Below are 17,739 nucleotides of genomic sequence, written 5' to 3' on the forward strand. Positions count from 1 at the left end.
TATATTTTGGCGTGAGGGGGCTGGCTCCCCCCCCCAGGGGGGGGGGGGGGGGGGACGGGGGGGGGGGGGGGGGGGCCCCCCCCCCCCCCCCCCCCGCCGCGTTGCGTCCGATCGGCCCCCGCCGTTCCGGCACCGCATCCCCCGCCGTTCCGGCACCCCATCCCCCACCGGACGGTCACAGCGGACGGCAAAAAAGAAAAGGCAAGGAGGTCACTCACTCCTTGCCACTCTCAAGATATAGCGCACCAGGGGCCTTGCGGCAAGACCCCGGTCGTGCCGCAGAATCTCCCATCGAAGCCAGAACCTGACGAAATCAGGGATTCGCGAAGTACGTACGGCCATACCGGCGTACGGGTCCGCGGGACGCGGAGCGGCTGGCGAGACGCAACCTTGTCGAATGGGGGATCTTGATGATCGACGTGATCGTGGCCGGTGGCGGACCGACCGGGCTGATGCTGGCCTGCGAGCTGAGGCTGCACGGTGTGCACGTGCTCGTGCTGGACAAGGAGACGGAGCCGACCCCGTACGTGCGCGCACTCGGCCTCCACGTGCGCAGCATCGAGGTGATGGCCCAGCGCGGACTGCTGGACCGGTTCCTCGCGCACGGCCGGCGCTACGAGGTCGGCGGCTTCTTCGCCGGCCTCGGCACGTCGTGGCCGGACGGGATGGACACCGCCCACTCGTACGTCCTCGGCATCCCCCAGACGATCACCGATCGCCTGCTGGCCGAGCGGGCCGCCGAGCTGGGCGCCGAGGTCCGGCGCGGCTGCGAACTGGTCGGGCTCAGCCAGGACGAGGACGGGGTGAACGTCGAGCTGGCCGACGGTACGCGGCTGCGCTCGCGCCACCTCGTCGGCTGCGACGGCGGCCGCAGCACGGTGCGCAAGCTGCTCGGCGTCGGCTTCCCCGGCGAGCCCTCCCGGGTCGAGACGCTGCTGGGCGAGATGGAGTTGACCGCGGAGCCCGAGACGCTGGCCGCCGTGATGGCCGAGGTGCGCAAGACGCAGCTCCGGTTCGGCGCGGCGCCCTTCGGGAACGGGGTGTACCGCGTCGTCGTGCCCGCCGAGGGGGTGGCTGCGGACCGTGCCGTCCCGCCGACCTTCGAGGAGTTCAAGCAACGGCTGCGGGCCGTCGGCGGCACCGACTTCGGCGTGCATTCACCGCGCTGGCTGTCGCGGTTCGGCGACGCCACCCGGCAGGCCGAGCGCTACCGGGTCGGCCGGGTGCTGCTGGCCGGCGACGCGGCGCACATCCACCCGCCGACCGGCGGCCAGGGACTCAACCTCGGCGTCCAGGACGCCTTCAACCTCGGCTGGAAGCTGGCCGCCGAGGTGGGCGGCTGGGCTCCGGAGGGGCTGCTGGACAGCTACGAGGCCGAACGGCATCCGGTGGCCGCCGCCGTGCTGGACAACACCCGCGCGCAGATGGAGCTGATGTCCACGGAGCCCGGCGCCCAGGCCGTGCGCCGGCTGCTGTCCGAGCTGATGGAGTTCGAGAACGTCAACCGGTACCTGATCGAGAAGATCACCGCCATCGGGCTCCGCTACGACTTCGGCGAGGGCCACGAACTGCTCGGCCGGCGGATGCGGGACATCGTGCTGAAGCGGGGGAGCCTCTACGAGCTGATGCACGGCGGCCGCGGGCTGCTGCTGGACCAGACCGGCCGGCTCTCGGTGGCGGGCTGGGCCGACCGCGTCGACCACGTCGTCGACGTCAGTGAGGAACTGGACGTGCCCGCGGTACTGCTGAGGCCGGACGGCCACGTGGCGTGGGTCGGCGACGATCAGCAGGATCTGATCGACCGGTTGCCCACGTGGTTCGGTGCTGCCACGGACTGAGTCCGGATGCGCGCCGGTCATTCCCGGCCATGAGTGCCGGGAATGACCGTCCCGACGTCGAGACATCCCAGGGAGAAGCGCACGGCGGTGAAACCAGAGGCCGTGCCCGGTACGGCGCGCTGCAGGGTCTACGAGTACGGAGCCGGGCAGTACCTCGTGGCATCCGTCGACCTGCCGGTCACCGGGCCGTTCACCCGGGCCGCCCCCGACCGGCCGGCCCTCGGCTTCGGCCTCGTGCCCTGCTCGACGACGTGGTCCGGCTGCTGCGCCTGCTCGACGAACCCCGCGACCGTGCCGTGCCGGCCCCGCTGGTCAGGCGGCAGATCCTGTGGCGTCTGATCACCCGCGAGCAGGGGGCGGCGGTGCGCCTGCTCGGCTCACGGGCCAGGACCTGTACTCCGGGGAGAGCGACGTCGCCGAGACCGTGTGGCCGGCCGCCCACGACACGACCGGCCAGCTGCGATTCCCGGCCGGCGCCGACGCGGTCCGGCTCGCCCAGGCGAAGTGATCAGGAAGCCGACGCGCGCGGGCCCCGGTGGGCCTCCGCCGGCAGGTCCTGCGGGACCGTGGCGGCCCCGTCGGCGCGTACGGCGTCCACCACCGTCTGATGCAGGAGGCGGCTGAACTCCTCGGATTCGCAGCGCACCGGACTGCCGGTCACGGTGAACCAGTCCGAGCCGCCGCTGTACTGCACCGCCACATGGGCCTCCGGGCTCGACCAGGTGGTGTGCACGGTCAGGTCGCCAGTGAGGACTCCCGCCTCTTCGGTGCGTACTCCGCCTCGTCCGGCGAAGACTCCTGTCGTCGTCCACGAAGCCCACGTCATGGCGCATCGCCCCTCACCACGGAGTACCTCTGATGCTTCCACGCTACGGCGGGTCCGGGATTCTCGCGCCCTCGCCGCAGCGGGGGACTCCCCGGTGGTCCGGTGGCGGCGGTCAGTGGCCGGCGGCGGCCTTGACCAGGGCGACCGCGGTGCCGATGGCCGCGTCCAGGGTGCCGGCCAGCAGGGCCAGGCCCGTGCCCCCGCCCATGCGGATGCCGCCGTACCAGCCCCAGGTGAACAGCCCGGCGACGCTCACCCCGGCCGAGATCAGCAGGGCGGTGTCCACCGCCATCAGCCCGAGCGCGGCCGCACCGATCAGTACCAGCGGTCCCGCGGCGGAGAGCAGCAGTGGGCTGCTGACGGACAGCATGCGGCGCAGCTCGTGGCCCGTCGCCAGGCGGCCGTGCACGACACGGTGGGCCTGCTGGTCCGCGACCAGCGCGGCCAGCCAGAGGCCCACCGCGGTGGTCACAACGGTCGCGGCCGCTCCGGTGGCGCTGATGTGATCGGAGGCCGCGAGCCCGATCACCACCGAGATCATGGTGATGGTCGCGTACAGACGCTCCTTCAGCCGCGCGGCGGCGAAGCGCGGGTCGCGATCGAAGGCCTGCTCGTCGTCCGCGCCGGGGATGGCGCCTCCGGGGGACCCGGCCGGGGGCGTCTCGTCAGGGGCCATGCCGCTACGGTAGGGCCGGCCGGAAGCCCTGCCCCGCAGGCGGGCCGGCCCCGGCCGTCCGGACGTACCGACCCGCACGGGGTGGGGTCAGTGCGGAATGCTGTCGATCAGCTCTCGGGCACCCTGCCGGAGGAGCGCGACGGCGACGGAAGTTCCGAGGGTGGCCGGGTCGAGGCGCCCCGCCCACTCGTGCGCGTTCAGGACCTCCTTGCCGTCCGGCGAGAACACGCAGGCGCGCAGGGACAGGTCCCCGCCGCGTTCCGCCCGCGCGTACCCCGCGATCGGGCTGTTGCAGTGCCCCTGGAGGACATGGAGGAGCATCCGCTCGGCGACCGTCTCGCGGTGCGTGTCCGGGTGGCCGAGGGCGCTGACGGTGTCGATGAGTTCGGCGTCGTCCCGCCGGCACTGGAGCGCGAGGACGCCGGCGCCGATCGGCGGCATCAGGGTGTCCACCGGAACGATCTCCGTGATCACGTCCGCACGGCCGATGCGGTGGAGTCCGGCGACGGCCAGGAGCAGCGCGTCCGCCTCACCGGCGGCGAGCTTCTCCAGGCGCCTGTTGGCGTTCCCGCGCATCGGTACGCACTCCACGTGCGGGTACGCGGCGGCGAGCTGGGCGATCCGGCGCACGGAGGAGGTCCCGATGCGGGTACCGGGCGGGAGCCGGTCGAGGGTGAGCCCCTCCGGGTGGATCAGGGCGTCGCGGATGTCGTCGCGTTCCAGGAACGCCGCGAAGACGGTTCCGGCGGGCAGCGGGCGGTCGGCCGGGACGTCCTTGACGCAGTGCACGGCGAGGTCGGCCTCACCGGCCAGGATCGCTGCGTCCACCTCCTTGGTGAACGCGCCCTTGCCCTCGACCTGTGAGAGGTCTCCCATCCACTTGTCGCCGGTGGTCTTCACCGGCAGGACGGTGGTCGTGATCCCCGGGTGGAGTGCGGCGAGCTCGGCGCGGACGCGCTCCACCTGGGCGAGGGCCATCGGCGAATCGCGGGAGACGATACGAATCGGATCAGCGGGCATGCGGGCACGATACGCCCTCGGCCCCCGGCGGCGGGCATCGGAGCCGGGGCCCATCGACGGTGCCGGGCAGGGAAGTTGACCGCCTCGCGAACGTGTTCGAGGGACCCGGCGCGCCACGCCCGGTGCTCCCCGGGCCGGACGGCCTGAGGCGTCGATCGATCCCCGCCCTCGCCTCCGGAGGCCCGCGTGCCCGGAGACCCCGGGGCGCGGCGGGCGTGCCTGGGACCGGTACTCCTGCTGGAATGGCTGCTTCGGCGGTCCGTGGCGAGGAGGTCCGTTGCCGGAGCGTGGCGGGAGGCCCACCGGGTCCGCGGGTGGGCCCGAGGGGTTGTGGGCACGTGTCCGGGCGGCCGAGGCCGCCGTCGGGCAGATCGGTACCACCCTCGACGCCGTGACCACCTGCCAGGAACTGGCCGGTTTCCTGTCCCGGAACGTGTGCGACGCGGCCGCGGTGGATCTCCTGGCGGAGGACGGCGGTTCCCGCCGGGTGGCGACGGCGGGAACCGCCGGGCTGCTGACCGCCGGGGCCGGCGCGGCGCCCTCGGTACGGGCGTCGGACGGCGGGCATCAGCTCTCCGAGTGGGCGACGGTCGCGGGCGGCGTGCCGGTCCACGTCCTGTCCGTCCCGCTGCCGGACGGGGAACGGGTCCACGGCATGCTGACCGCCGTACGGGCCCGGACGGGGTTCGGCGACCACGAGGCGGCGACGGTCCACTTCGCGGCCCGGCTGGCGGCGGTGCACCTGGGGCACGCGCGGCAGCTGGCCGCCACCGAGGACACCGTCTCGCACCTCCAGCGCGCGCTCGTGTCGGAACCGGGCCGGCCGCACCCCAACCTGGAGGTGGCCAGCCGCTACCTGCCGGCCGGCCCCCGGGCGCTGGTGGGGGGCGACTGGTTCGAGACGATCCGCCTCCACTACGGACGCACCCTGCTCGTGGTCGGAGACGTGATGGGCCACGGGCTCGACGCGGCCGTGGACATGAACGCGTACCGCTCCACCCTGCGCGACGTGGCGTCGACGGACCTCGCGCCGCACCGCGTACTGCGTCAGCTCGACGTGCTGGCCGCCGGCGACGCGGCCCGCAGGCCGGCGACCTGCCTGCTCGTACGCGTCGATCCCGCGCGCGGCGTCGCTATGTTCGCCGGCGCCGGCCACCTGCCGCCGGCGGTCTTCGGGGCGGACGGCTCGGCCTCGCTGGTCGACGTCCCGGTCGGCCCGCCGCTGGGCACCGGCATCGGCGGCTACGAAGCCGTCACGCGCGCGATCACCCCGCAGGAGACCCTGCTGATGTTCACCGACGGGCTGGTGGAACGGCGGGGCGAGGACATCGACGTCTCGCTGGCCCGGCTGGTGGGCGTGCGGCCCCCGGTGGGGGCGGGGGTGAACGCGGTGGTGGACGCCGTCGTGGAGGGCCTCGACGCCCGGCACGCGGAGGACGACGTCGCCGTACTCGCCGCCCGGGCCCGCCCCCGCCCGCCCGCGGACCCCGGAGCCACCCCCTCCGGCATGCCCGGAGGGCAGGGCGAACCTACGGTGGAACGGTGAGTCATCGCCTCGCCTGCGGCGCCCTGACCGGCATCCTGTGCGTGACGGCGTTGTCATGCACCGGGGCACGGTCCGAGTCGCCCTTCCAGGTCGCGCCGAAGCCGGAGGTGAAGACGCTGTCCGCGCACGTCACGGCCGTCCCCCCGGAGAAACTGGGTATCACCCACCGCCCCGGCTGCCCGGTGCCGCCGGAGCGCCTGCGGCTCGTCCGGATGAACCACTGGGGCTTCGACGGCAAGGTGCACACCGGCGAACTGGTGGTCCACGAGGACGTGGTCGCCCCCGTCCTGCGGGCCTTCGGAAAGGCCTTCGCCGCCCGCTACCCGATCCGCCGCATGCGGGTGATGGCCGAGTACGGCGGCAGCGACACCGCGGCGATGGCGGACGACAACACCTCCGCCTTCAACTGCCGGCCGGTCACCGGAGACCCGGGCCGGCTGTCCCGGCACTCCTGGGGCGACGCCGTCGACATCAACCCGGTGGAGAACCCGTACGTCGACGTCCGGGGCACCATCCATCCCCCGAACGGCCGCACCCACCTCGACCGCGGCCGCACCGGCCCCGGGACGATCACCCCCGACGGGGTCGTGACCCGCGCCTTCCGGGAGATCGGCTGGTACTGGGGCGGCCGCTGGACCCTTCCGGACTACCAGCACTTCTCCGAGCAGGGCGGCTAGGTCCTGTCGTCAAAGTGGCGTCGGTAAGGCCCGCGGCGTCCGGTGCCGTGCGTCGCAAGGCGGAGGGGCGCCCGTGTACTAAACGTACTCGGGCGCTCCGACAACGCAGCGAGGTGCGGTGCCGGGCGTCGCGGGCCCGACGGGACGTTGACGAAAGGGCCTAGGTGTATTGATCACGAGCGTTGTTGACACTCGGCAGGTCTTGAACATGGCGAAGACCTCCGGTGTGGTGGGAGCTGTCTAGGAACTCACCGCACGGAGGTCTTCGTGTCCCACCGTAATGCCCGGCTGACCGTCTTCGGCAGGCGCCTGCTGGTTGAACGTGTCGCATCGGGCCGTCCGATCGCCCATGTCGCCGCCGAGATGGGTATATCGAGGGCCACCGCCCACAAATGGGTCCGCGGTGGCGGACCGAGGGCGAGGCCGGCCTGGCCGATCGGTCCTCCCGGCCGCGGACAACCCCGCACCGAACTGCCGCCGCGATCGAGGCCCGAGTGTGTGACCTGCGGCGGGACCGCAAGCTCGGCCCCGCCCGGATCGGCCCCATCGTGGGCCTGCCCGCCTCGACCGTCCACCGCATCCTGACCCGGCACCGCCTGCACCGTCTCGCCTGGCTGGACCGCCCGACCGGCACCGTGATCCGCCGCTACGAACGCGACCGGCCAGGCGAGCTCATCCACGTGGACGTGAAGAAACTCGGCCGGATACCCACCGGCGGCGGCCACAAGGCCCTGGGCCGCGAAGCCAGCCGCAGCACGAAGTCCGGCGTGGGATTCGACTACGTCCACTCTGCAGTCGACGACCACAGCCGCCTGGCCTACAGCGAGATCCACCCCGACGAGAAGGTCGCCACCTGCGCAGACTTCCTCACCCGCGCCGCCGCGTTCTTTCACACTCACGGCATCACCCGCATCGAACGCGTCCTCACCGACAACGCGTGGGCCTACCGCAAGGGCCTGGCCTGGAAGGCCGTCCTGAGCGACCTCGGCGCCGCCGGCAAGCTCACCCGTGCCTACCGGCCGCAGACCAACGGCAAGGTCGAACGCTTCAACCGCACCCTGCTCGAGGAATGGGCCTACCTACGGCCCTACACCTCGAACGACGAGCGGACAGCGGCCCTGGCAGACTTCCTCCACACCTACAACCACCACCGCTGCCACACCGCACTGGGCGGCATGCCACCCATCAGCCGTGTAAACAACCCTGCGGGTCAATACACCTAGGCCCAGGCCGGGGTCCGGCTCAGCCGCCCGGGGTGAAGGTGACCGGCAGGCTCTCCGGGCCGCGCAGTCCGCCGGGGCGCCGGCGGATCCCGTCCGGGTCCGTGGCGAGGGCGAGCCCGGGGAGCCGGCGCAGGACCGTGCCGATGGCGATCTGACCCTCCAGCCGGGCCAGCGGAGCCCCCAGGCAGTAGTGGATGCCGTGCCCGAACGCGAGGTGGGCGTTGTCCTGGCGGGTGATGTCGAGGCGGTCGGGGTCGGGGAACCGCTTCGGGTCGCGGTCGGCGACAGCCGAGCCGATCAGTACGGTCGCGCCGCGCGGGACGGCCACGCCGGCGATCTCCATGTCCTCGCGCGCGAACCGCGCGATACCGGGGCTCACCGGGCCGTCGTAGCGGAGGAACTCCTCGATCGCACCGGGCAGCAGCCCGGGGTCGGACCGCAGCAGGCCGAGCTGATCCGGGTGGGCCAGCAGCGTGGCGATGCCGGTGCCGATCAGGTTGACCGTGGTGATGTAGCCGGCGACCAGCAGCAGGAACACCATGGCGATCAACTCGTCCTCGCTCAGCCTCTGCTGCGCATCGCGGGCGGTGACGAGGCCGCTGAGCAGGTCGTCGCCGGGGTGCGCCCGTTTGGCGTGGATGAGCCCGGTCAGGTAGGCGCGCATGTGCTGCCAGGCCTCGTTCACCACGGCGGGATCCGGCGGCTCCGCTCCCCGCCTGAGCATCTGGTCGGTCCAGTGCTGGAAGTCGCGGCGCTCGTCCACCGGGACCCCGAGCAGTTCGCTGATCACCGTGACCGGGAGCGGAAGCGCGAAGTCGGCGATCAGATCGGCACGTCCGGCCGGGACGACCGCGTCCAGCAGACCGTCGGTGATGGCCTGGATCCGTGGCCGCATCCCCGCCACGCGGCGGGCGGTGAACGCCTTGGAGACCAGGCGGCGCAGGCGGGTGTGGTCGGGCGGATCGCTGCGGAGCATGTTGCTCAGCATCGAATCCCTTTCCGTTTCGGGCAGTTGCCGCAGGATCCGGCTGTCCGAGGCGTCGCGTACGTTGCTGCTGAGGCGGGAGTCGGACAGGGCCGCGAGTCCGTCCTCGTAACGCGTGACGAGCCAGGCGTCCAGGCCGCCCGCGACGATGACGCGGCGCACGGGGCCGTCCTCGCGCAGCTGCTGGTACAGGGGGAACGGATCCGCGACGAAGGCGGGGTCGGCGTAGGGCAGAAGGGTCGGCTGCTGCTCACTCATGAGGCCTCCCGGAGCGTGTCGTCCTCGCTGTGGGAGCGAGGTTATCTGCCCGACCATCCCGATACGTCACTTTTCGGCCTCCGGTGGCGAGGTGAGGTCAGCGGAGCGATTCCCCCGGGGGCCGTTCGCGCAGGGCCCCGTAGGCGAGGAAGTAGGCAGGCAGCCGGTTCAGCCGGCGGGAGTCGGTGAGGAGCTCGGTCAGCCGCTTGGCCCGCTGGGGGTTTCCGAAGGCGTCGCGGCCGGCCAGCAGCGGCCCGATGACCTTGGCGTGCGCGAGGCGCTGGAGCCCCTGGGTCGCCACGGTGGTGGGCAGGCGCCGGCACTGCACGCGGCGCACGTCCCGCAGCCCTACGGTGCCGTCGCGCAGCGGGCCCACGAGGTGGCGGGCCGTGGCCACCGCGTCCTGCACGGCGAGGTTGATGCCGATGCCGAACACCGGGGACATGGCGTGGGCGGCGTCGCCGATGCACAGCAGCCCCGGGCGGTGCCAGCGGCGCAGCCGGTCGAGCCGTACGTCGAGCAGCTTGACTTCGTCCCAGGAGGTGACGGCATGGGCCCGGTCGGCCAGCCAGGGGACGGCCTCCGTGAACTGCGCCATGAACGACTCCAGGCCCTCGGCGCGGCGCCCAGCGTCGGACCCCTTGGGGATGAGCGCCGCGCACTGCCAGTAGTCGCCGCGGTCGATGAGGGCGACGAACAGCCGGTCCCCGATGCCGCCGACGAGCCCGCTGGGGTCCTCCTCGCGGCGCGGCACCCGGAACCACCAGGCGTCCAAGGGGCACGGGAAGTCCTCCAGCCCCAGCTCGGGCAGCGCTCTGGCCAGCGAGCCCCGTCCGTCGCAGGCCACGGTCAGCGAGGCCCTGAGCTCACCGGTGCCGCCGTCCGAGGTCCGGTACCGCACGCCCGTGACCCGGCCACGCTCGATCAGGAAGGACGTCGCCTCGGTGTTCATGCGCAGGTGGAACGAGGGCTCCCGGCCCGCTTCGTCGGCGAGCAGGTCGAGCAGGTCCCACTGCGGCACCATCGCGATGTAGTTGTACTTTCCCCGCAGCGCCCCGATGTCCCCGACCGTGACGAGCGACCGGTCCGGCCCGATGGGCAGCTGCACGGTGCTCACCCGTCGCTGCGGCAGCCGGGCGAAGCGTTCCGCCAGGCCGATGTCGTCCAGCAGCGACAGGGTGGACGGATGCACGGTGTCCCCGCGGAAGTCGCGCAGGAAGTCGCCGTGCTTCTCCAGCACGGTCACCTCCACCCCGGCCCGGGCCAGCAACAGGGCCAGCACCATCCCGGCGGGCCCTCCTCCCACCACACAGCAGGTGGTTCGTTCCACGCAACCCACTCCCTTCACCGGCGTCGGGTCACCCCCCAGAGGACGTATACCGCACCCGGGGCGCCGGCAGCGGCAACGGCGAGGAGGCGTTGCTGCGCCGGTGGAGGAATGGTCACCGACGGCCAGAACGCGCACCACGGGAGTATCACCGCACCGCTCGGGGAGATGTGGTGAAGAGGCCCGGCGGATCCGGGTGTTGCCGCACGGACCGGCGCCCAGGCGAGGATGGTGGAAGACAAACGGTACGAAGAGAGGACCCTTATGAGGGCACGTCACTTACGCACCCTGCTGGTCGCCGGCGCCGTGGCGCTGGTCTCGCTCACCTCCACCACACCCGCTCAGGCCCTGCCCGCGTGCCCCGCCAAGGCGATCTGTCTGTGGCGGTACCAGGACGGCACCGGAGAGCTCTACGTCTGGCGCGGTGGCTACGTGGACCTGCCCAGCAGGTTCGTGGACCACGTGGGGTCGTTCCGGGCCAACCGGAGCGGGGCCTTCATCGACTGGGCGACCGGGAAGGAGTGCCGACCGGTCCGCACCGGCGACTACGCGAGCAACTACAGCGGCCGCTTCGGCTCGAAGATCGACGCGGTGGGCGACAACTGCTGAGCAAGGAAGGCGCGCGGGCGGGTGCAGCCCGGGGTCAGTAGCGCAGGGCCGTACCGGCCTGAGCCGAGACCGTGCCCGACAGTTTGTGCGTACTGCGGGCCGTTGCCTGCCCCGTGCCCTTCCCGGCGACGTCGGTGATCGTCACGACCACGGTGTCGACGAGATTGCCGCTCTCGTCCTTGAACTCGACCTGCACCGCGAAGGACTTCGTCGCGTCGTCGGTGTTCCGTGCCGTCACGGGGACCGTGGTGTAGCCGTCGCCGGCGGTGGTCACCGAGCCCAAGGTCACCTCGTGCTTGGCATCGACCCCGTCCTTCACGCCGGCGAGCTTGCCCTTCGCGACGGCGGCCGCCGATTCGGCGGCCTTCGAAGCCTCGGCCGCGGCCGACGAGACCGCCTCGCCGGCGGACCTCACCGCCGACGCCGCGCTCGACACGGCGCCCGACGGGGTGCCGTCACCGTCCGAACAGCCTGCGGCGCCGAGCGCCACCACCGACAGCACCACCGCACCTGCCGCACCACGCATCCACGCGACCGCCGTCACCATGCCTCCACGGGTCTTCCGGACCTCCGGACCTCTGGACCTCTGGACCTCCCAGTCAAAGGCCCGGCGGCCCGGATGCCCAATGGGCCGGGCATCCGGGTGAAGGCGGGAGGCTCGGGGGCCTCATGGGCCTCATGGGCGTCCCGCGGCGAGGCGGTGTTCGTGGACGCGCAGCTGGAGTGCGGCGAGGTCCAGCAGGGGGGTGGCCACCCCGAGCGCGCGGGCGCGCAGGGTGAGGTCGGTCAGGACGTGGTCGGCCTCCGTCGGCGCTCCGGCGACGAGGTCGCGGTACAGGGACGGGGTGAGCGGGGAGCCGGCGCTCGTGACGGCCGACGTGGTGAAGGCGAGCTCCGCCTCGGTGACCGGATGGCCCGCGGCCTCCGCCACCGCCGCGGTTTCCGAGATCAGCGCCCCGGCGAGGGCCGCCCCGCCCGGAACGGAGTTCACCTCTCCGACCGTGCCGCGCATCAGGCAGGTCAGGGCGACGAGAGTGGAGATGAAGGCCCACTTGTGCCACATGGCCGCGACGATGTCCTCGGTCGCCGGTGAGTCGATGCCGGCCTCGGCCAGCACGCTGCGGATCGAGTCCACCCGGGCCGAGGGGCGTGCGTCGAGCTCGCCGGTCAGGATCACCGCGGGCGGAGCCATGCGGAGGATGTCGCCGTCGTCGCTCAAGGTGGTGACCACCTTCGCGACACCGCCGAGGACCGCTCCGGCCCCCAGGCGCGCGACGAGCGTGTCGAGGTGGGCGACCCCGTTCAGCAGGGGTACGACGACGGTGTCCGGGCCGACGGCGGGTTCGATGTCCGCCAGGGCCGTGTGCAGGGCGGTCGCCTTCACCGAGAGCAGGACCAGGTCGTACGGGCCGCCTACGGCGCCGGCCGTCACCAGATCCGGAGTGAGGCGGAGCTCCTCTCCCTGACCCGACACGCGCAGGCCGCGGGCTTCCAGGGCCTTCGCACGGGCCGGCCGGACCAGGAAGGAGACGTCCTGGCCCGCTGTCGCGAGCCGGGCGCCGAAGAAGCCGCCGACGGCGCCGGCGCCGACCGTGAGGATCCTCATGAAGGGGTCCCTTTCGTGGGAGGTGCAGGAGCGGGAGCGGTCACGCGGGAGGGGAAGGGGACGCGCGAGGGGAAGGGGACACGGGAGGGGAAGGAGACAGGGACGGGTCAGGTCCGGCCCGCACCGAGCGGGCTGTCCTCGGCGGGGGTCCGCGGCGCGCGCGGCGCGTACCGGGAGACGGCCACACCGGCCAGGCACAGCGCCCCGCCGAGAAGGGTCAGCCAGGCCGGTACCTCGCCCAGCAGGGCCCAGCTCAGCAGTACGACGATGGCCGGGACGGCGTACGTGGTCGCCCCCAGCTTTCCGGCGGGCATGCGCGCCAGGGCGTAGGTCCAGGTGGTGAAGGCGAGGGCGGTCGGCACCACACCCAGGTAGACCATGTTCAAGGTCGCGGAGACCGGCGCCTCGGGCAGCTCCGTGAACAGCAGGCCCGTGAAGGGCAGGCAGGCCACGGTTCCCGTCAGGCAGGCGAAGGTGGTGACCTGCAGGGGGGTGCCGTAGGAGAGCGCGGGCTTCTGGGCGATGACGCCGGATGCGTAGGCCACTGCCGCGAGCAGGCAGAGGACGACCCCGAGCACCGAGGTGGAGCCGCCGTTCCCGGACGACATGGACACGCCCACGACCACCGCTCCGGCGAAGGAGACGGCCATGCCGACCAGGAGCCGCGGGGGCAGGGCCTCGCCGAGGAGGCGGGCCGCGAGGAGCGCCATGAGGATGGGCCCGATGTTCACGAGGAGCGACGCCGTGCCCGCGTCGACCAGTCGTTCACCCCAGTTCAGCACGATCGTGTAGCCGCAGAACCACACCACGCCGGACACCAGGATCCCGCGCCAGGCCTCGCGGGGCGGCAGGCCCTGGCGGCTGATCAGCAGCAGTACCACGAGCACCAGCGAGGCGGCCAGCAGCCGGCCGAGGGCCAGGGCGCCGGGCGAGTACGCGGACCCCGCGCTGCGGATGGAGACGAAGGCGGAGGCCCAGGCGAACACCGTGAACGTGACGGCGCCGACCGTGAGGACGCCGGGCGGGATCGAACTCGTGCGGAACGTCATGAGCCCACCCTACGGGCGAAACATTTCGGTGTCGACCGAATTGATGCCCCTTCGTGGCGGGAGCCAGGGCTCAGCTCCACGCCTCCGGTGTGAGCCCCAGCAGCTCGCCGAAGGCCCGCTCCCCGGCAGCGGTCACCTCCAGCGCCCGCCCGCCGTCCGCCGGGCGCACCACCCACTGCTCCTGCGACGCCCGCGCGCACAGCCGCGCCCCGGCGAGGCCGCCCAGGTGGCGGCGCCGCTCGGTCCAGTCCAGACAGGAACTCGCCAGTCGCCTGCGCCCCTCGCCGGCCAGGGTGATGCCCGCCTCCGCGCACCAGAGCCGGCCGGCCTCCGTCAGTTCGAACACGTCCTGCGTGCGCAGCAGCCCGCGCCGCTCCATCGCGTCGGTCACCGCCATGCCCAGCCGTCCGGCGAAGTGGTCGTAGCAGGTCCGGGCGCGGGCCAGCGGGTCCGGCGCGGCGACCACGGGCACGGCGTGCGCTGCGTCCCGGTCCGGGACGGCATGCGAGGCGAGCTCGTCGAGCAGGCGGGCGGTCGCGCCGTCGGCGATGCGCACGTAGCTGTGGCGGCCCTGCCGCTCGGTCACGCAGATGCCCGCGTCGAGCAGCCGGGTCAGATGGCCGCTGATGGTGGAGGGCGCCACCGAGGTGATCCGGGCCAGCTCGCCCGCGGTCCAGGCGCGCCCCTCCAGCAGCGTCATGCAGATCGCGGCCCGCGTCTCGTCGGCCAGGGCGGCGGCGAAGGCGGCCAGCAGGGCCGCGGGGGCCGCTCCGCCCGCGGACGTCGCTCCGGGATGCGTTTCGTTCATAAGTCCAGGATGCCCCATGATTTCGGCAAACACCGAATGATCTGTCCGGGTGAGGTCCACTGTCGCGACCGGGCGTCCGCCCGCCACACTGAGGGCCGGGGGGCCAGACGTCCCCGTCACGAGGAGGTGGTGGGGTGGTGTCGTCGGGTGATCCCACGGAGCGGCCGACGCCGGTCGTACGGCCCGAGGTGTGGGAGACGTACGGGCCGGCCGATCTCAGCGCCGTTCCGGTCTTCGCCGGAGGGTTCATCAACTTCGGCTACTGGAAGGCGGTCGATCTCGGGCAGCCGCTGTCGCAGGGCGACCGGATCCGCAGCGAGCAGGACCTCTACCGGCACGTACTCGATGCGGTGGCCCCACGAGGCGGCCGGGCCGTCGAGGTCGGCTGCGGTCTCGGCCTCGGGTGCGCCCTCGCGCTGGAGGAGTACGGGCCCACGGCCGTCACCGGGGTGGACATCCACCCCCAGCAGCTCGGCCGGGCCCGCGAAGCCAACTCCCCGCTCCTCGCGGCGCAGCCGCACCGCATCGGCTTCGCGCTCGGGGCCGCGGAGGACCTGCCGCTCGGCGACGCGGAGTTCGACTGCCTCTACAGCGTGGAGGCGGCCCAGCACTTCCCGGACCTGACCGCCTTCGCCCGGGAGGCGGCGAGAGTGCTGCGGCCGGGCGGCCGGGTGGCGGTCACCAGCTTCTTCACCGTGGAGGGGGCACCCGAGCCCGCGAAGCGGCTCGCGGGGCTGCTCGACTCGTTCGCCAGCGGCCTGGACATCGCGCGGCCGGTGTCCAGGCTCGCCGGCGCCCTCGCCGAAGCCGGCTTCACCGGCGTGCGGGTCTCCTCGATCGGCCCGCAGGTCTGGCCCGGCTGGGACCGCTGGCTCGCCCGCCTGTGGGCGCCGGGGACCTGGCCCCGGAACTTCCTGGCCGCCTGGGAGCAGCAGATCCTGGACTACTACCTCGTGACCGCCAGCCGCCCGTAGCCCGTAGCCCGCAGCCCGTGGCCCCGGTGTCGGTGGTCCCGCCTATTCTTCCGGCATGTCAGTGAACATCGATCTTGCTTTCACCGTCACCGGGGTCGCCGACGAACCGCAGGCCTGGGCGATCGTCCGCGCCCTGCAGGAGCTGATGTACGAGGAGGACATAGCCAACCAGGTCACGATCGGGGTGGCGGTGGACGACGGCGGCTCGTACTTCGTCTCCGGGGACTCCGACTTCCCGCTCGGCATCTCGCGCTTCTACCTGTGGCAACCGCACTTCGAGGGGGTCTTCGCAGCGACGGTCGCCGCAGTGGCGGCAGGAGCCGAGCCGGAGATCCGCTGGGGCTACCCGGACGAGGAGTACTGAGAGGTCCGCCCTCAGCCGGGCGGGGGCGGTGGGGGAGCCGGCGGCAGCGCCCAGCGGATCGCCCGGGTCACGGCCAGGCCGCCCGCGCGAGCGGCAACGGGCGGTATCCGGGCGGCCGCGGGCACCTCGGCGGCCACGGCCGACTTCGCCCAGGGCGGCAGCAGGTCCACGGCCGCGGCCGCCAGCAACGCGTACGGCAACCGGGCGGCCCCCGGCAGCGGGGGATCGGTCAGCAGGAACCGGGCGGTGTCCCGCGAGGCCGCCGTCGGCCGCAGGCCGGGCCGGTACCGCGCCATCAGCAGAGCCAGCTCGCGCCAGCTCTCCGGCGGCCGGTCCGCCCCCAGCGCGCGGGCCACGCGCGCCGTGTCGGTGAGGTACGCGTCGCAGCCCGCGGGGTCCAACGGGCGTCTGCCGTACCGCTGGTGGGCCCGCAGGAAGCAGTCCGCCTCGGCGATGTGCACCCAGGTCAGCAGCTCCGGGTCGTCGGCCCGGTACGGGATGCCGTCGGCCGTTCGCCCCCGGACGCGCGCGTGTACCTCCCGTACGAGGGCCACCGCCGCCTCTGCGTCGGAGCTCGTGCCGAACGTGGTGACGGCCAGGAAGGTACTGGTGCGGTGGAGCCGCCCCCACGGGTCACCCCGGTATCCCGAGTGGGCCGCCACGGCGGCCATCGCGAGCGGGTGCAGGGACTGGAGCAGCAGGGCGGCCAGCCCGCCGACGAACATCGACGCGTCCCCGTGCACCCGCCGCACCGGCCGTTCCGGTGCGAACCACCGAGGTCCGGGCGTCGTGTGGATCCGTGCCCTGTTCCGGGGTCCGTCCGGCCCGGCGACGCGCAGGAAGACCGCCTCGCTGGCTTGCCGCCTGATCCGCTGGACCGTCGTCGCCCTAGTCATATGTCCAGTATGTGCCGGACCGGTCTCGGACCCGGCGCAGGTCCCGCGCGCACCGCAGGGCCGGGCCGGGCTCGCGGCCCGGCCCGGCGCCTGCGTCACCCACACGTCCCGCGGCCGCGGATCACAGCCAGCGCAGCGGGATGACGCCGTAGTAGCCGTCGAGCAGCCGCCGGTAGTCGGTGCTCTCCAGGTGCTCGTCCCGGATGAACTCCGGGGCGTCCTTGACCTGTTCCCTGGTCAGCCCGACCCGGATCCGCTTCTCCTCCACATCGATACCGGTGACGGTACCCGCGGGGAGGAGGACTTCCTTGCCGAAGATCCACGGGCCGGTGTCCACGACCAGATAGGCCGATCCCGCCTCGTCGGAGTGTTTGTCGACCTTTCCGATGGGGCCGTCCGCCGCCTCCACCTTGTAGCCGGACAGGTCCACGTCCGCGATGCGGTCAACGGTGACGCGGTAGGCCCAGACGTTCTCAGCCATTTCTGGAACAGCTCCCTCCATCGATCCCGTGTCGTCACGGCGCGTCTGCCCGGCGCGGCCGCGGATACGCATCCGCCCCCGATCCGCGCTGATGCCCCGTGAGACGGGGCCGGGGCAGGGCCTGGTGGGGGCGAACCCCGGCGCCGGTCCGCGGCTCGGGGCTACGCTCCGCAGATGGAACGCGCAGAGGTACTCAAGCGAGTGATCGGCATCCTCACCGACGCCCAGGACATTCGGCGGGCCGCCGAGGCGGGGGAGGACGAGGGGAACGGCGGGGCCGGGGAGGACGGCGCCGGGCCGCCGACGGCCGGCGTGGCCACGCTGCTCCTGAACGAGATGCTGCCGTCGATCAGGGTGCCGGCCGACGCGTCTCCGCAGCAGGTGGCCGCGCTGGTGGCGGAGGCGCTCGGGCCGGCGCTGCACACCATGGTCTCGGGGTTCAGCCTGGCGTTCACCAGCCTCGCGATGGTGCACGACAGCGGGCGGACCGACATCTCCTCGATCGGGGTCCTCCAGGAGCTCGCCCTGGAGATCGAGGCAGGGACCTACGACGAGGGCCCGTAGGACCTCGCCGCC

The 17,739-nt window shown here is 72.9% G+C and carries 19 protein-coding genes and 2 pseudogenes; 10 read left to right on the forward strand and 11 right to left on the reverse strand.

Features of this window, described 5'->3' with window-relative positions:
- The first annotated feature begins 410 nt into the window (after positions 1-410).
- The 3 genes and pseudogenes from rox to ACZ573_RS19570 all read left to right on the forward strand — a co-directional run bounded on the left by rox (position 411) and on the right by ACZ573_RS19570 (position 2,346).
- Complete coding sequence (rox, locus tag ACZ573_RS19560) at positions 411-1,838, forward strand: rifampin monooxygenase (protein ID WP_471305532.1); 1,428 nt, start codon at positions 411-413, stop codon at positions 1,836-1,838.
- A 123-nt stretch (positions 1,839-1,961) separates the two neighbouring features.
- Positions 1,962-2,215, forward strand: a pseudogene (locus tag ACZ573_RS19565) (AraC family transcriptional regulator); the annotation flags it as partial.
- Positions 2,167-2,346, forward strand: a complete 180-nt coding sequence (locus ACZ573_RS19570; RefSeq protein WP_471305779.1) for a hypothetical protein — start codon at positions 2,167-2,169, stop codon at positions 2,344-2,346. The pseudogene ACZ573_RS19565 and the gene ACZ573_RS19570, both read left to right, overlap by 49 nt.
- On the opposite strand, the gene ACZ573_RS19575 is transcribed toward ACZ573_RS19570, so the two are convergent.
- The 3 genes from ACZ573_RS19575 to hemC all read right to left on the reverse strand — a co-directional run bounded on the left by ACZ573_RS19575 (position 2,347) and on the right by hemC (position 4,360).
- A complete protein-coding gene (locus ACZ573_RS19575) occupies positions 2,347-2,664 on the reverse strand; it encodes a hypothetical protein (protein WP_471305535.1) in 318 nt (105 codons plus the stop codon). It abuts the gene before it with no gap.
- A 112-nt stretch (positions 2,665-2,776) separates the two neighbouring features.
- Entirely contained in the window at positions 2,777-3,340 is a 564-nt protein-coding gene (locus tag ACZ573_RS19580) for a hypothetical protein (protein ID WP_471305538.1), read from the reverse strand.
- Between the two features lie 87 nt (positions 3,341-3,427).
- Positions 3,428-4,360, reverse strand: coding sequence for a hydroxymethylbilane synthase (hemC, locus tag ACZ573_RS19585; RefSeq protein WP_471305542.1), 933 nt, complete (start codon positions 4,358-4,360; stop codon positions 3,428-3,430).
- A gap of 328 nt (positions 4,361-4,688) precedes the next feature.
- On the opposite strand from hemC, the gene ACZ573_RS19590 reads away from it, so the two are divergent.
- The 3 genes and pseudogenes from ACZ573_RS19590 to ACZ573_RS19600 all read left to right on the forward strand — a co-directional run bounded on the left by ACZ573_RS19590 (position 4,689) and on the right by ACZ573_RS19600 (position 7,806).
- Positions 4,689-5,906, forward strand: coding sequence for a PP2C family protein-serine/threonine phosphatase (locus tag ACZ573_RS19590; protein ID WP_471305545.1), 1,218 nt, complete (start codon positions 4,689-4,691; stop codon positions 5,904-5,906).
- Positions 5,903-6,583 (forward strand): M15 family metallopeptidase, encoded by a 681-nt coding sequence (locus tag ACZ573_RS19595; protein WP_471305548.1) that lies wholly within the window; start codon positions 5,903-5,905, stop codon positions 6,581-6,583. The genes ACZ573_RS19590 and ACZ573_RS19595 overlap by 4 nt, the downstream gene beginning before the upstream one ends.
- 267 nt (positions 6,584-6,850) lie before the next feature.
- Positions 6,851-7,806, forward strand: a pseudogene (locus ACZ573_RS19600) (IS481 family transposase).
- 19 nt (positions 7,807-7,825) lie between these two features.
- On the opposite strand, the gene ACZ573_RS19605 reads toward ACZ573_RS19600, so the two are convergent.
- Positions 7,826-9,049: a cytochrome P450 family protein gene (locus ACZ573_RS19605; RefSeq protein ID WP_471305550.1), complete on the reverse strand. Its 1,224-nt coding sequence runs from the start codon at positions 9,047-9,049 to the stop codon at positions 7,826-7,828.
- Between the two features lie 97 nt (positions 9,050-9,146).
- A complete protein-coding gene (locus tag ACZ573_RS19610) occupies positions 9,147-10,379 on the reverse strand; it encodes an FAD-dependent oxidoreductase (RefSeq protein WP_471305552.1) in 1,233 nt (410 codons plus the stop codon).
- Positions 10,380-10,640: 261 nt separating this feature from the next.
- On the opposite strand from ACZ573_RS19610, the gene ACZ573_RS19615 reads away from it, so the two are divergent.
- A complete protein-coding gene (locus tag ACZ573_RS19615; RefSeq protein ID WP_471305555.1) occupies positions 10,641-10,985 on the forward strand; it encodes a peptidase inhibitor family I36 protein in 345 nt (114 codons plus the stop codon).
- 34 nt (positions 10,986-11,019) lie between these two features.
- Here ACZ573_RS19615 and ACZ573_RS19620 read toward each other — a convergent pair whose 3' ends face one another.
- The 4 genes from ACZ573_RS19620 to ACZ573_RS19635 all read right to left on the reverse strand — a co-directional run bounded on the left by ACZ573_RS19620 (position 11,020) and on the right by ACZ573_RS19635 (position 14,448).
- Positions 11,020-11,532, reverse strand: a complete 513-nt coding sequence (locus ACZ573_RS19620; protein ID WP_471305557.1) for a hypothetical protein — start codon at positions 11,530-11,532, stop codon at positions 11,020-11,022.
- Positions 11,533-11,661: 129 nt separating this feature from the next.
- Entirely contained in the window at positions 11,662-12,591 is a 930-nt protein-coding gene (locus ACZ573_RS19625; protein WP_471305559.1) for a ketopantoate reductase family protein, read from the reverse strand.
- A gap of 107 nt (positions 12,592-12,698) precedes the next feature.
- Positions 12,699-13,640: a DMT family transporter gene (locus ACZ573_RS19630; protein ID WP_471305562.1), complete on the reverse strand. Its 942-nt coding sequence runs from the start codon at positions 13,638-13,640 to the stop codon at positions 12,699-12,701.
- 70 nt (positions 13,641-13,710) lie between these two features.
- Positions 13,711-14,448 carry an ArsR/SmtB family transcription factor gene (locus ACZ573_RS19635; protein ID WP_471305565.1) on the reverse strand — a complete coding sequence of 246 codons (738 nt, stop codon included), beginning with the start codon at positions 14,446-14,448 and terminating at the stop codon, positions 13,711-13,713.
- A gap of 137 nt (positions 14,449-14,585) precedes the next feature.
- Between ACZ573_RS19635 and ACZ573_RS19640 the strand changes: the two genes are divergently transcribed.
- Together ACZ573_RS19640 and ACZ573_RS19645 are read left to right on the forward strand one after the other, a co-directional pair.
- Positions 14,586-15,422 carry a class I SAM-dependent methyltransferase gene (locus ACZ573_RS19640; RefSeq protein WP_471305568.1) on the forward strand — a complete coding sequence of 279 codons (837 nt, stop codon included), beginning with the start codon at positions 14,586-14,588 and terminating at the stop codon, positions 15,420-15,422.
- A 55-nt stretch (positions 15,423-15,477) separates the two neighbouring features.
- Complete coding sequence (locus ACZ573_RS19645; protein ID WP_471305571.1) at positions 15,478-15,786, forward strand: hypothetical protein; 309 nt, start codon at positions 15,478-15,480, stop codon at positions 15,784-15,786.
- Between the two features lie 11 nt (positions 15,787-15,797).
- Here ACZ573_RS19645 and ACZ573_RS19650 read toward each other — a convergent pair whose 3' ends face one another.
- Together ACZ573_RS19650 and ACZ573_RS19655 are read right to left on the reverse strand one after the other, a co-directional pair.
- Entirely contained in the window at positions 15,798-16,682 is an 885-nt protein-coding gene (locus ACZ573_RS19650) for an oxygenase MpaB family protein (protein ID WP_471305573.1), read from the reverse strand.
- A gap of 121 nt (positions 16,683-16,803) precedes the next feature.
- Positions 16,804-17,163 carry a PRC-barrel domain containing protein gene (locus ACZ573_RS19655; protein ID WP_471305576.1) on the reverse strand — a complete coding sequence of 120 codons (360 nt, stop codon included), beginning with the start codon at positions 17,161-17,163 and terminating at the stop codon, positions 16,804-16,806.
- Between the two features lie 174 nt (positions 17,164-17,337).
- Here ACZ573_RS19655 and ACZ573_RS19660 point away from each other — a divergent pair, with 174 nt between their 5' ends.
- Complete coding sequence (locus tag ACZ573_RS19660) at positions 17,338-17,727, forward strand: hypothetical protein (RefSeq protein ID WP_471305579.1); 390 nt, start codon at positions 17,338-17,340, stop codon at positions 17,725-17,727.
- The last annotated feature ends 12 nt before the right edge of the window (positions 17,728-17,739 follow it).

This window comes from Streptomyces sp. NPDC040545 (genome assembly GCF_055595065.1).

Coding starts and splice junctions, on each gene's coding strand:
- ACZ573_RS19630 (WP_471305562.1), bottom strand. CDS start 13,640: ATGACGTTCCGCACGAGTTCGATCCCGCCCGGCGTCCTCACGGTCGGC.
- ACZ573_RS19575 (WP_471305535.1), bottom strand. CDS start 2,664: ATGACGTGGGCTTCGTGGACGACGACAGGAGTCTTCGCCGGACGAGGC.
- ACZ573_RS19650 (WP_471305573.1), bottom strand. CDS start 16,682: ATGACTAGGGCGACGACGGTCCAGCGGATCAGGCGGCAAGCCAGCGAG.
- rox (WP_471305532.1), top strand. CDS start 411: ATGATCGACGTGATCGTGGCCGGTGGCGGACCGACCGGGCTGATGCTG.
- ACZ573_RS19625 (WP_471305559.1), bottom strand. CDS start 12,591: ATGAGGATCCTCACGGTCGGCGCCGGCGCCGTCGGCGGCTTCTTCGGC.
- ACZ573_RS19605 (WP_471305550.1), bottom strand. CDS start 9,049: ATGAGTGAGCAGCAGCCGACCCTTCTGCCCTACGCCGACCCCGCCTTC.
- ACZ573_RS19620 (WP_471305557.1), bottom strand. CDS start 11,532: ATGGTGACGGCGGTCGCGTGGATGCGTGGTGCGGCAGGTGCGGTGGTG.
- ACZ573_RS19655 (WP_471305576.1), bottom strand. CDS start 17,163: ATGGCTGAGAACGTCTGGGCCTACCGCGTCACCGTTGACCGCATCGCG.
- ACZ573_RS19660 (WP_471305579.1), top strand. CDS start 17,338: ATGGAACGCGCAGAGGTACTCAAGCGAGTGATCGGCATCCTCACCGAC.
- ACZ573_RS19635 (WP_471305565.1), bottom strand. CDS start 14,448: ATGAACGAAACGCATCCCGGAGCGACGTCCGCGGGCGGAGCGGCCCCC.
- ACZ573_RS19615 (WP_471305555.1), top strand. CDS start 10,641: ATGAGGGCACGTCACTTACGCACCCTGCTGGTCGCCGGCGCCGTGGCG.
- ACZ573_RS19580 (WP_471305538.1), bottom strand. CDS start 3,340: ATGGCCCCTGACGAGACGCCCCCGGCCGGGTCCCCCGGAGGCGCCATC.
- hemC (WP_471305542.1), bottom strand. CDS start 4,360: ATGCCCGCTGATCCGATTCGTATCGTCTCCCGCGATTCGCCGATGGCC.
- ACZ573_RS19645 (WP_471305571.1), top strand. CDS start 15,478: ATGTCAGTGAACATCGATCTTGCTTTCACCGTCACCGGGGTCGCCGAC.